Genomic DNA, 12,627 nt, shown 5'->3' with positions numbered 1-12,627 from the left:
GCGGCAAGGGTGGGAGCCCATCCAGGGCGAGCTGTCACCGCCAGCGACGACGGTCATACTCCATCAGGCTCAGGCCGCCCAAGTAGAAAATAGCGATAGGGGGAATCAGCAGAAAACCCAGCAGGGCCGCCGCCAGCTGCAACGTGGGCTGCGACAGCGCCAGCAGCAGGCCCCAGTAGCACATATGGCCACAGCACAAGGCCTCGTTGGCCCATACCACCACGGCGGGTGCCACGTTCATGTCGTCGTCGTCGGGCACGATGGGCCAACGGGAATAGGCCAACAACAGCACCACCGCCAACCCCATCAGCAGGCGGATAAAATCGGCCAATCCCAAGCCCCCCGCCGCCAGCCAGACCAGCGCCAGCAGCAGGTTACCCACGGCCAGGCCGTGGTTGATGCAGCGCGCTGGATAGGACCAACGCTGAGGCGAGGGCTTGTCCATACCCACACTATAGGCAATGGATAAGCCGCCGCCAGCAGCACCTACCCCAGCTGTTGCGCGTGCCTGACGTGCCAGCACGCCGCCTCGAGCGCAGCGAGGTTCCCCGCCGGCGGGCGGGGGTAGGGGTGGGAATCAATCAAGGGAGAGCCGCTGTTTGAGAGTGCCAGGCAGGTTAAGCACCCGGGGTCCCCGGGTGCCGGATTAGCAGGTGGCCGCACTCCAACTGCCTGCCAGTGCAGAAAAGCGCCCTACGCTGCCAGATAGGCCGAGCGGGTCAAGCCCAGGCGCAGGGCATCCAGATAGGCGGTCCGTTCGGTTTCGGTCAGCCCTGGCGCACCTGCCACCTTGTCACGGTAGTGGGTCATCAGTTCAGCCGGCTCCAGGTGCACATAGCGCAACATGTCTTCTATGGTGTCGTGGGTCTCGATACCGTCATGCCGCACGGTGCCGTCGGCATCCATATAGACATTGACCGAATCGGTATCACCAAACAGGTTGTGCATATCGCCCAGTATCTCCTGGTAGGCCCCCACCAGGAACACCCCCAGCAGATAGTCCTCGCCCGGTTTGAGCACATGCACGGCCAGATTGTTCTCTATGCTCTGGCCATCGACATACTGCTTGATCTTGCCGTCGGAATCACAGGTCAAATCCTGCAGCACAGCGCGCCGGGTAGGCGTTTCATCCAGTCTGTGCAAAGGCAGGATGGGCAGTACCTGGTCTATCGCCCAGGTATCGGGCAGCGACTGGAACACCGAGAAATTGCAGATGTACTTGTCGGCCAGCTTGTCGTTGAGCTCGTCGAACACCTGACGGTGCGAGCGCTGGCCTGCCAGCAACTGGCCCTGCAGACGGCGGCAGATGGCAAAGTAGGCCTGCTCGGCCAGGGCCTTTTCGGCCAGGGTCAGCTTGCCTTCGGCAAACTTGGCCGATACTTCGCTCATATAGTGGGTGGCGCGATAATAGGTCTCGGTCGCCATCTCCAGCTCAGTCTGGCCCAACAGCTCGAACAGCCAACGTATGACTTCGGGCAGGGTGGCAATATCGTCCACCTGCGGGTTCTCGTCGTGGTGGCGCTCCACATCGGTCACCTGCATCACCAGCACGGCATGGTGCGCCGTCATGGCGCGGCCGCTCTCCGAGAAGATGTGCGGATGCGGCAGGTCGTTGTCGTCGCAGAATTCCTTGAGCATGGCGACCACCGTACCGGCGTAGTCGTCCATATCGTAATTGATGGAGCTGGGATTGCGGCTATGGGTGCCGTCATAGTCCACCCCCAGGCCGCCACCCACATCGACCACCTCAACCGGCAGGCCCAGGGCCCGCAGTTCACCGTAGTAGCGTATGGCTTCCTTGAAACCGGCCTGGTAGTCGGCCAGGTTGGCAATCTGGCTACCCATGTGGAAGTGCAGCAGCCGCAAGCTGTCCTTGAAGCCGGCGGCGCTGAAGCGCTCCACCACCGTCAGCAGTTGGGCGGCCGACAGGCCGAACTTGGCTTTTTCGCCACCGGTATCGGCCCACTTGCTGGAAGCCAGCGAGGACAGGCGCACGCGCAGGCCCACATTGGGCTGCACACCCAGGCTCCGGGCCTCGTCGATCACGAAGCCCACCTCGGACTCCTTCTCGATCACGATAAATACGCGATGGCCCAGCTTCTGGCCCATCAGGGCCAGGCGGATGAACTCCCTATCCTTGTAGCCATTGCAGACGATGGTGGCGCCACGCGGCGCCAGCGCCAGCACAGCCATCAGCTCAGGCTTGGAGCCGGCTTCCAGGCCGATGGCGGCATCAGCGGTGGCGATGATGGACTTGACCACCGCCTCCTGCTGGTTGACCTTGATCGGATACATGGCGGTATAGCGACCCTTGTAAGCCAGCTTGGCGATGTTCTCGTCAAAGGCACCGCACAGGTCGCGCACACGGTCTTGCAGAATATCTGGGAAGCGAACGATCAGCGGCAGGTCCAGGCCGGTCTTTTCCAGCTGCCCCACCAGGGTGTGCAGGTCCAGCGCATGGCCACCGGCGCCATGGGGCCGAACCAGCACGTGGCCGGTTTCGTTGATGTCGAAATAACCAGCACCCCAGTGACGGATGCCATAGACAGCGCGACTTTGCGCAACGGACCAGCTCATAGCGGTACTCCAGAGGGTGGCGGTGATGCCGCCTATTGTTTCGTTGGGTAGATCGAATTGTAACCGCAGATACTCAGTTAGCTGATTTGCCATCCAGGCCTGCCAGCAGGTTGGCGAGCTTGGCGCGGCCCTCCTGCTTGCTGACCACCACATTTTTCTGCCCTGCCAGGCGGCCACTGATGCGGATATCGTCCTGCGGCAGCTCCAGCAGAAAGCGGCTGGGCTCGACGATACTCCACTCCCCTGCCCGCTTGCGCTTGCCGCAATAGGTAATGGTAAGGCTGCGCTGCGCCCGGGTAATGCCCACGTACATCAGCCGCCGCTCCTCCTCCACCATGCCGCCATCAATGGACTGCTGGTGCGGCAGGATGCCTTCCTCGCACCCCACCAGAAAGACATGGCCGTACTCCAGCCCCTTGGAGGCATGCAGGGTGGAGAGCCGCACGGCGTCGACCTCTTCCTCGCTACGCCCCTCCAGCAGGGTGACCAAGGCTATCTTCTGCGCCATGTCTATCAGGCTGTCGCCGTTTTCCTCGGCCCGCTTGTCGAACCAGGCCACCAGCTCCAGCACGTTCTTCCACTTGGTCTCGGCCGGCCGGGGCTCGTCCGTCTCATACAGCCAGGTCTCGAACTCGATGGCCGTCAGTATCTCTTTCAGCAAGGCGCCGGCCGGCTCACGGTTGGCGCGGCCGGCGATACGGTTGATAAAGCCGCAGAAAGTCTGCAGGGCTTCATACTGCGCCGCCTGCACCAGGCCCTCCAGGCTGGGCATGAACACCGCCTCGAACAGGCTGATCTTGCGCTCGGCCGCCAGGCCGCCCAGCTTCTCCAGCGTCACATTGCCTATGCCGCGCTTGGGTGTGGTGATGGCGCGGATAAACGCGGGGTCGTCGTTCTGGTTGGCGATCAGCCGCAGGTAGGACAGCACGTCCTTGATCTCGGCCTTGTCGAAGAAGCTCTGCCCACCAGCAATCTGGTAGGGAATCTTGTGGTTGCGCAACTGGCTTTCCAGTATCCGTGCCTGGTGGTTGCCGCGATACAGGATGGCGTAGTCACTGAACTGGGTACGGTTCTCGAACTTGTGGGCGAGCAGGCGCATGGCCACCATCTCGGCCTCATGCTCCTCGTCCTTCATCTCCACCACGCTGATGGGGTCGCCTATGCCCAGCTCACTCCACAGCTGCTTCTCGAACAGCTTGGGATTGTTGGAGATCACCGCGTTGGCCGCCTTCAGTATGCGGCTGGTGGAACGATAGTTCTGCTCCAGCTTGATCACCTCCAACCGCGGAAAATCCTCTTTCAACAGGTTGAGGTTCTCCACATTGGCACCACGCCAAGCATAGATACTCTGGTCATCGTCCCCCACCGCAGTGAACTTGCCATGAAAGCCGGTGAGCTGCTTGATCAAGCGATACTGGCAGACGTTGGTGTCCTGGTATTCGTCTATCAGCAGGTAACGCAGCTTCAGCTGCCATTTGGTCAGTATCTCGGGCTCACGATCAAACAGCTCCACCGGCAGTCGTATCAGGTCGTCGAAGTCCACCGCCTGATAGGCAAACAGGGTGTCCTGGTAAGCGCGATAGACGCGGGCGATGCGCAGCTCGCCATCGCTCTGGGCCGAGGTCAGCGCCATGTCCGGGCTGACAAAGTCATTCTTCAGGCGTGAGATGGTGCTGACTGCGCCGCGTATTTCGTCCTTGTCGGTGGTCGCCAGGATATCGGACACGATCTTCATCGCATCGGCGCTATCGAGTATGGAAAAGCGCGGCTTATAACCCAACGCCGCATGTTCCATCCGCACCAGCTGCAAACCCAGCGAGTGAAAGGTCGATACCGTTAGCCCCTTTAGCCGGCTGGCATCCATCAAATGCCCCACCCGCTCCTGCATCTCGCGCGCCGCCTTGTTGGTAAAGGTGATGGCGGCGATATTGCGGGCATCGTAGCCCGCCTGCTCGATCATGTAGGCGATCTTCTGGGTAATCACCCGGGTCTTGCCCGAACCCGCACCGGCCAGCACCAGCAAAGGGCCGTCCAGATGCCGTACAGCGGCTTGTTGCGGGGAGTTGAGCTTGTGCAGCATGAGGGGGCAAGTCCTTGAAGGGGCGCGGATTTTAGCATGCTGGCGCAGCATAGCCAGACGAGATGGCATTTCTGCCCATGCTGCCTAAACTCATATGACACCCATGTGACAAGCGGGGGCGTACAGCTGCGTCAGTTTCCTCGCCAGACGGGCAGATGACCACACCGCCTGACGGGCAACGCCGGTTTGTAGGCAGCCCCTTGATAAAGCGCCGGAACCAGGAATACCAACCTAGAACAGGAGCAACATCGTGTACCAACGCCCCCATCGCTTGCTGACCGGCCTGCTGCTGGCCGCCCTGCTGCCTGTCGGCATGGCCCAAGCCGCCGACAAACCTGCCAGCGTCAACATCTGTACCGAAAATGAAGAATCCTACCCCTGGCTGCTGAAGGATAGGCCAGGGCTCAATATGATCATGATGCGCCAGGTAGAAAAACAGCTGGGCACCAAGATCGAGATCAAGACACTGCCCTGGAAGCGCTGCATGGAAGAGGTCAAGGCCGGCACCATGGATGGCTTGTTCAAGATCAGCTTCAAGGCCGACCGCATGGACATAGGCCACTATCCGATGACAGGCGACAAACCCGACAGCAGCAAGCGCATGCTGGATGACAGCTATAGCCTCTACCGGCTCAAGGGCGGCAAGCTGGAGTGGGACGGCAAGGCCATCAAGAATGCCGACGGCGCCGCCATCGGCGCGCAGGCCGGTTTTTCCATCGTTGACCAGCTCAAGGGCCTGGGCGTGCGGGTGGACGATGGTACCCGCAGTGCCGACGACAACCTGCAAAAGCTGGTCAACGGCCGCGTAGCTGGGGTAGCGCTGCAGACCCTGGAGGGCGATATCAGCATTGCCGGCAAGCCTGAGCTGGCCGCCAAGCTGGAGAAGATCAGCCCCCCCTTGGTGGTGAAGCCCTATTTTCTGATGCTGTCCAAGCCCTTTGTGGCCAAGTACCCCGCCTTTGCCACCCAGGTGTGGGATACCGTCGCCGCCGTGCGCGAATCCGCCGAGTACAAGAAGCAGGTCCAGCAGTTCAAATAGCATCTTGCTCGCCCGCCAGTGCGCAAATCAGACACTGGCGGGCGGTGCCAGCGCTGCCCCTGGCATGCCTCCTCAGCACACCAACAAGGCCGTGGCACAGCCCCGCAGCGCAGAAAAAGCCCACCTCCACGCCCGCCGTATGCCCTGCGCAGTACCGTCCGTACGGGCGCCCCACCCCTTCAGCCCCGCCTTAAGCACTGAATGCAAAAGCGAAATTGACACCGACATACAAAGTGGCTATAGTTCGGCCTCTTTTGCGTGACCGCCGCCTGTCGCGACGAGCTATCAGCCTCGCCACAAGCCAGTCGAAGAACATTTTTCAGTAAATCAGTCGGGAGTCCAAAATGGCTCGAGTATGCAAGATCACCGGCAAGCGTCCGATGGTCGGGAACAATGTTTCCCACGCCAACAACAAAACCAAGCGTCGTTTCCTGCCCAACCTGCAATATCGCAAGTTCTGGGTGGAAAGCGAAAACCGTTGGGTGCGCCTGCGTGTTTCCAACGCCGGCCTGCGCAACATCGACAAGCTGGGCATCGATGTGGTGCTGGCTGACCTTCGCGCCCGTGGCGAACTGTAATCCGGGAGAGATGAATCATGCGTGAAAAGATCAAGCTGGAATCGACCGCAGGCACGGGTCACTTTTACACCACCACCAAGAACAAGCGCACCATGCCGGAAAAGATGGAGATCAAGAAGTTTGATCCCGTCGCCCGTAAGCATGTTGCCTACAAAGAAACCAAGCTCAAGTAAGCACGGTTTCCGCTCAAGTCAGCCGACACTTGAGCGCTGGTGATGCATACTCGCAAGCCCCCGCCTCGTGCGGGGGTTTTGTTTTGTCACGCAAGCCGCCATCATGGCAGCCATGACCCAACACGCCATCATCCTGTTCGCCCACGGTGCCCGCGACCCCTTGTGGGCAGCACCCTTCGAGAAACTGGCCGCCCTGGTGGCGGCACGCCGCCCGGATCATCTGGTGCGGCTGGCGTTTCTGGAGCTGATGACACCCAATCTGGCCGATTGCGTGGCCAGCCTGGTAGCCGAGAATATAGCCAGCATGACCATCGTACCGGCCTTCATGGCCCGTGGCGCACACCTGCGACGGGATCTCCCCTTGCTGGTGGCGGCACTGCGCGAGCAGCACCCCCACCTGCAGATCAGCGTCACCGATGCGCTGGGCGAGACCGATGCCGTCCTGGGTGCCATGGCCGACTGGATTGCAGCCAGCCAGGACGCCTGAAGCGCCGCCGCTACTGAAAGGCAATCTCCGCCGTAGGCAGGGCCACGATCTCCGGCCCGAAACTGGTGATATCGGGCAGCGTGGCATTGTGGTGGGTTCTTATCTGCAAGGCCGTGGCGTGGGCCTTGTCATGGGTGGTGTGGGCATCTGCCGCCAGCACCACCGGGTAGCCCAGTGCCGCCGCACGGCGGGTAGTGGTATCCACGCAAAACTCCGTGGCATACCCGCAGATCACCAACCGCGACACCCCATGCTGCACCAGCAACTCGGCCAACGGGGTGCGCAGGAAGGCATCGGGCGTGGTCTTGCGCACCATGATATCGCCAGCCGTCACCAGCAGATCTTCCTGCAACTGCCAGCCCTCCGAGCCATGCGCCAGCGCGCTGCCCAGGCGTTCATGCTGCACCATCATCACCGGCATGCCCGCCTCGCGCGCACGGATAGACAGCTGATTGATGCGATCCACCACGGCATCCGCCTCATAGGGATGCGGCAAGGGATCGAACAAACCGCGCTGGACGTCGATGATCAATAGGGCAGATTTCATAGGCTATGTATGTCCATCAGGTTGGTCAGGCGTATGCCCTCAGGCATGCGATGCCGGCGATGATACCGGAGCGGCGCCGCACTCCCGGTTACAAACCACGCTCCGGCCAAACATCCCGCAGTATCTCCAGCAGCAGCCGCACCAGCACATCGTCGGCCATTTCGGCGGGGTAGATAAAAGACAGCGGCACGGTGACCTCGGCGTCGCCCCATATCCACAAACGCCCCTCCTGCTCTGCCGCCTCGGCCACATCGCGACGCAGCATGCACAGGCCCAGCCCGGCCTCTACGCACACCAGCATGGCCTGCTCCTGGTCCACGTCGTAGACCTTCTTGGGGGCAATATTGTGCTCACGCCAGATATCGGCATGCAGCTTGGACAGGCTGGAGAACTGGGTAGCGCCCACCCAGGGCTGGCGGCCAAGCGTGCGCCAGTCGCAACCCTGCAGGGTTTCGCGCCAGGCAGCAGGCGCTGCCACCACATAAGGTAGCTCCTCCAGCGTCAGGGTATGCACCGTCTGGTAGGGGTTCTTGCCGATAAAGAAACCGGCATCCAGCTCCTTCTTGCGTACTTCGTTGAGTATGGAGCCGGATATGCCCTGCAAGGTGCTCAGCTGCACCAGCGGATACCGCTGCTTCAGCAAGGCCAGCATGGGCCCCAGCCGCAACAGCTCCGGGCTCAGTATGGTACCCAGCCGCAGCTTGCCGCTGAGCTGCCCCTTGAGCGCACGGGCCTTGTTCAGCATTTCGCGGCTGCCGGCCAGTATCCGCTCTGCCTCCGGCAGCAGCAGCTTGCCGGCCTCGGTCAGCTGCACCCCGGCCGAACTGCGCTCGAACAGGCTGATGCCGGTTTCCTCCTCCAGCGCCTTGATCTGGGCGGTTACCGCCGGCTGGCTCAGATGCAGTATCTCCGCCGCCTGGGTCAGGTGGCCCTGCTGCGCCACCGTCACAAAGGTGCGCAGTTGGTAGATTTCCATTGCTCACTCCAGGTTTTCTTATCTGCCTATTGTGCAGCTTGCCGCAGACCCACGCCATCAGCGAAATCTATCAGCGCCATCAGCACCATTGCGCATCCGCCCCCGAAACCCGCACCAATACTGGGCTTATCGCACTGCAGCATCGCTCGGCAAATGGCGCGTATCCGAATTTGCGATTGGATGGGCATTGGCAAGCAGGCGTAGTTTTGCGCCACGACACCGGCCGGGCCTGCCCGCAGCGTGATCACCATGGCCCACCAGAGGCCGCAACCTTGATGGGCGTAAGCCCGCCAGAGAAGATGGAGACATTGCAATGACAGATATCGCCAATGCGGCGCCCGGCGTGAATGCCGAGCCCAGGCCCATGACCCGAGAAGAACGGAAAGTGATTTTCGCCTCTTCGCTGGGCACGGTTTTCGAGTGGTATGACTTCTACCTGTACGGTTCGCTGGCCGCCATCATCGCCAAGCATTTCTTTGCCGGCGTCAATGACACCACCGCCTTTATCTTTGCCCTGATGGCCTTTGCCGCCGGCTTTGCAGTACGGCCTTTCGGTGCCATCGTGTTTGGTCGCCTGGGCGACATGATAGGCCGCAAGTACACCTTCCTGGTCACCATCCTGATCATGGGCCTGTCCACCGCCATAGTCGGCATCCTGCCCAGCTATGGCACCATAGGCATTGCGGCGCCCATACTGCTGATCACGCTGCGGCTGCTGCAAGGGCTGGCACTGGGTGGTGAGTATGGCGGTGCAGCCACCTATGTGGCCGAGCATGCACCCCATGGCAAACGCGGCCTCTACACCAGCTTCATCCAGACTACCGCGACCCTGGGCCTGTTCCTGTCGCTGCTGGTGATCTGGCTCTGCCGCAATGCGCTGGGTACCGAAGCCTTCCAGGAATGGGGCTGGCGCATTCCCTTCCTGGTCTCCATCGTGATGCTGGCTGTATCGGTCTATATCCGCATGCAGTTGCACGAGTCGCCCGCCTTCAAGAAGATGAAGGAGGAAGGCAAGCACTCCAAGGCACCGCTGACTGAGTCGTTCGGCCGCTGGCCCAACCTCAAGATCGTGCTGCTCTCGCTGTTCGGCGGCACCGCCGGCCAGGCGGTGGTGTGGTACACCGGCCAGTTCTACGCATTGTTCTTCCTCACCAAGACCCTGGGGGTGGAAGCGGACAGGGCCGACCTGCTGATCGCCGTTTCGCTGGCCATTGCCACCCCCTTCTTTGTGATCTTTGGCGCCCTGTCGGACAAGATAGGCCGCAAGAAGATCATCATGGCCGGCTGCCTGATTGCCGCCATCAGCTACTTCCCCATCTTCAAGGCGCTGACCCACAACGCCAACCCCGCGCTGGAGTCTGCCATCGCCCGCGCACCGGTCAAGGTCGTGGCAGACCCGGCCAAGTGCGCCTTCCAGTTCGATCCCATAGGCAAGGCGACCTTCAAGCAGTCCTGCGACATCATCAAGTCGGCATTGGCCAAGAAGGGCATACCCTACGAGAACGTGGCCGCGCCTGCAGGCACCCTGGCAACTGTCAGCGTGGGCGAAACCGTCATTACCAGCTTTGAAGGCGAAAGTCTGGACAAGGATGCCTTCAAGGCCCAGGCCGATGGCTTCAACAAGTCGCTGGGCAGTGCCCTGACCACCGCCGGCTATCCCGCCAAGGCAGACCCTGCCAGCATGAACACCCCCATGGTGGTGACGCTGCTCACCATCCTGGTGATCTTCGTGACCATGGTGTACGGCCCCATCGCGGCCTGGTTGGTCGAGCTGTTTCCGACCAAGATACGCTATACCTCGATGTCCCTGCCCTACCATATCGGTAATGGCTGGTTTGGCGGCTTCCTGCCTACCGTGGCCTTTGCCATGGTGGCAGCCACCGGCGATATCTACTACGGCTTATGGTATCCCATCCTGTTTGCCCTGATGACCTTCGTCATTGGTTGCCTGTTCGCACCAGAAACCAAGGACAGGGATATCTACGCCAACGACTGAGCCTGACTCTCGGCAGGGTGGCGTCCCTGGACGGAGCCACCCTGCCGCTCGACAGATCAAGCTATGGTTTCGTTTTCTCCGGCACAAGCCCAGAATAGTCTGGTCTCTGGTTCTGTTGCCCCTTGCCTTGCCCAAGCGAAGCAAGCGCCAACAGCGTCACAGCAAGCACTCAAAAACAAAGGAGCCCCTCAATGTCCACGCTCGATTCCATACTCAAGGAAACGCGCCTTTTCCCACCGTCGGACGAGTTCCGGCACCGTGCCACCATACCCGGCATGGATGCCTACAACGCCCTGTGCGAACAGGCGGACGACCACTACCTGTCCTACTGGGGGGATATCGCCCGCGAGCTAATCAGCTGGAAAAAACCGTTCAGCCGGGTACTGGACGATAGCAATGCACCGTTCTTTAAGTGGTTCGACGACGGCGTGCTCAATGTCAGCTACAACTGCCTCGATAGGCACCTGGCCCAGAACGCCAACAAGATCGCCATCATCTTCGAGGCCGACGATGGTGCCGTCACCCGCGTCACCTATGCCGAGCTGCACAGGCGGGTATGCCAGTTCGCCAACGGGCTCAAGGCACTGGGCATCAAGAAGGGCGAGCGGGTCGTCATCTACATGCCCATGAGCATAGAAGCGGTGGTGGCCATGCAGGCCTGCGCCCGCATCGGCGCCATCCATTCCGTGGTATTTGGCGGCTTCTCGGCCAAATCGGTACAAGAGCGCATACAGGACGCCGGCGCTGTTGCCGTCATCACGGCCAACGAAGGCATGCGCGGCGGCAAGGCCGTGGCACTCAAGGCAGTGATCGACGAGGCCATCAGCCTGGGGGGTTGCGAATCCGTCCGCCAGGTGGTGGTCTACCAGCGTAGCAACAACGGTGCGACCGTATGGGCAGATGGCCGCGATATCTGGTGGCACAAACTGACCGAAGGCCAGGCCGAGCAATGCGAGCCGGAATGGATGAATGCGGAAGACCCGCTGTTCATCCTCTACACCTCGGGCTCCACCGGCAAGCCCAAGGGCATCCAGCACTCCAGCGCCGGCTACCTCTTGGGGGCTATGAACTCCTTCCGCTGGGTATTCGATGCCAAGCCCAATGATGTGTTCTGGTGCACGGCCGACGTAGGCTGGATCACCGGCCACAGCTATGTCTGCTACGGCCCGCTGGGCATGGCGGCCACCCAGGTGATCTTCGAGGGTGTGCCCACCTACCCCGACGCCCATCGCTTCTGGCAGATGATAGAGAAGCACAAGGTCAGCATCTTCTATACCGCCCCGACGGCCATACGCTCACTGATCAAACTGGGCGCGGATTTCCCGCAGCAACACGATCTCTCCAGCCTGCGCCTGCTGGGTACGGTGGGCGAGCCCATCAATCCCGAGGCCTGGATCTGGTATCACGAGGCCGTCGGAGGCGGGCGCTGCCCCATAGTCGATACCTGGTGGCAGACCGAGACCGGCTCGGTGATGATAGCCCCGCTGCCCGGTGCCGTGGCCACCAAGCCGGGCTCCTGCACCCTGCCTTTGCCCGGCATCATCGCCGATATCGTCGATGAATCCGGCGCACCGGTCGAAGCCGGCAAGGGCGGCATGCTGGTCATCAAGAAACCCTTCCCCAGCCTGGTGCGCACCATCTGGGGCGACCCGGAACGCTTCAAGAAAACCTACTTCCCCGAGGAGTTCAACGGCCAGTACTACCTGGCCGGCGACTCGGCCCACCGCGATGAGCATGGTTACGTCTGGATCATGGGCCGCATAGATGATGTGCTGAATGTCTCCGGCCACCGCTTGGGCACCATGGAAATTGAATCAGCGCTGGTGGCCAACCCGCTGGTGGCCGAAGCCGCCGTGGTGGGCAAACCGCACGAGATCAAGGGCGAGGCCGTGGTGGCATTCGTGGTGCTCAAGGGCGCACGCCCTACCGGCGAAGACGCCAAAAAAATGGTTGAGCAGCTGAAGAACTGGGTAGCGCACGAAATCGGCAAAATCGCCCAGCCAGACGATATCCGCTTTGGCGACAACCTGCCCAAGACGCGTTCTGGCAAGATCATGCGGCGGCTGCTACGTGCCATTGCCCGCGGTGAAGCCATCACCCAGGACACCTCCACCCTGGAGAACCCAGCCATCCTGCAACAGCTGCAAGAACCCGCCTGAGCATTGCACACAGCC

General features: G+C 61.3%; 11 protein-coding genes. 6 read left to right on the top strand and 5 right to left on the bottom strand.

The annotated features are described in order from the left end of the window. Positions 1-34: 34 nt before the first annotated feature. The 3 genes from QWZ03_RS12465 to QWZ03_RS12455 all read right to left on the bottom strand — a co-directional run bounded on the left by QWZ03_RS12465 (position 35) and on the right by QWZ03_RS12455 (position 4,657). Positions 35-523: a hypothetical protein gene (locus QWZ03_RS12465; protein ID WP_290333013.1), complete on the bottom strand. Its 489-nt coding sequence runs from the start codon at positions 521-523 to the stop codon at positions 35-37. A gap of 170 nt (positions 524-693) precedes the next feature. After that, entirely contained in the window at positions 694-2,577 is a 1,884-nt protein-coding gene (speA, locus tag QWZ03_RS12460) for an arginine decarboxylase (protein ID WP_290333012.1), read from the bottom strand. A gap of 73 nt (positions 2,578-2,650) precedes the next feature. After that, the gene (locus QWZ03_RS12455) at positions 2,651-4,657 is read right to left on the bottom strand and encodes a UvrD-helicase domain-containing protein (RefSeq protein ID WP_290333011.1); all 2,007 of its coding nucleotides are present in this window, start codon (positions 4,655-4,657) and stop codon (positions 2,651-2,653) included. Between the two features lie 250 nt (positions 4,658-4,907). Here QWZ03_RS12455 and QWZ03_RS12450 point away from each other — a divergent pair, with 250 nt between their 5' ends. The 4 genes from QWZ03_RS12450 to QWZ03_RS12435 all read left to right on the top strand — a co-directional run bounded on the left by QWZ03_RS12450 (position 4,908) and on the right by QWZ03_RS12435 (position 6,934). Beyond that, complete coding sequence (locus QWZ03_RS12450) at positions 4,908-5,696, top strand: substrate-binding periplasmic protein (RefSeq protein ID WP_290333010.1); 789 nt, start codon at positions 4,908-4,910, stop codon at positions 5,694-5,696. 344 nt (positions 5,697-6,040) lie between these two features. Beyond that, on the top strand, positions 6,041-6,274 hold the full coding sequence (gene rpmB / locus QWZ03_RS12445) for a 50S ribosomal protein L28 (RefSeq protein ID WP_284198195.1): 234 nt from the start codon (positions 6,041-6,043) through the stop codon (positions 6,272-6,274). A gap of 17 nt (positions 6,275-6,291) precedes the next feature. Beyond that, complete coding sequence (gene rpmG, locus QWZ03_RS12440) at positions 6,292-6,447, top strand: 50S ribosomal protein L33 (RefSeq protein WP_072427662.1); 156 nt, start codon at positions 6,292-6,294, stop codon at positions 6,445-6,447. Positions 6,448-6,559: 112 nt separating this feature from the next. Next, a complete protein-coding gene (locus tag QWZ03_RS12435; RefSeq protein WP_290333009.1) occupies positions 6,560-6,934 on the top strand; it encodes a sirohydrochlorin chelatase in 375 nt (124 codons plus the stop codon). A gap of 10 nt (positions 6,935-6,944) precedes the next feature. Here QWZ03_RS12435 and QWZ03_RS12430 read toward each other — a convergent pair whose 3' ends face one another. Together QWZ03_RS12430 and QWZ03_RS12425 are read right to left on the bottom strand one after the other, a co-directional pair. After that, positions 6,945-7,481, bottom strand: coding sequence for a cysteine hydrolase family protein (locus QWZ03_RS12430; RefSeq protein WP_290333008.1), 537 nt, complete (start codon positions 7,479-7,481; stop codon positions 6,945-6,947). An 88-nt stretch (positions 7,482-7,569) separates the two neighbouring features. Then, positions 7,570-8,457, bottom strand: coding sequence for a LysR family transcriptional regulator (locus QWZ03_RS12425; protein ID WP_284198192.1), 888 nt, complete (start codon positions 8,455-8,457; stop codon positions 7,570-7,572). Between the two features lie 313 nt (positions 8,458-8,770). Between QWZ03_RS12425 and QWZ03_RS12420 the strand changes: the two genes are divergently transcribed. After that, complete coding sequence (locus QWZ03_RS12420) at positions 8,771-10,453, top strand: MFS transporter (protein ID WP_290333007.1); 1,683 nt, start codon at positions 8,771-8,773, stop codon at positions 10,451-10,453. A gap of 191 nt (positions 10,454-10,644) precedes the next feature. Next, on the top strand, positions 10,645-12,612 hold the full coding sequence (acs, locus tag QWZ03_RS12415; RefSeq protein WP_290333006.1) for an acetate--CoA ligase: 1,968 nt from the start codon (positions 10,645-10,647) through the stop codon (positions 12,610-12,612). Positions 12,613-12,627: the final 15 nt, after the last annotated feature.

It is taken from the genome of Chitinimonas viridis, assembly GCF_030409555.1.
GTDB lineage: Bacteria > Pseudomonadota > Gammaproteobacteria > Burkholderiales > Chitinimonadaceae > Chitinimonas > Chitinimonas viridis.
Note: the sequence above shows the minus strand (reverse complement) of the source record. Positions and strands in the feature narration are given on the sequence as shown.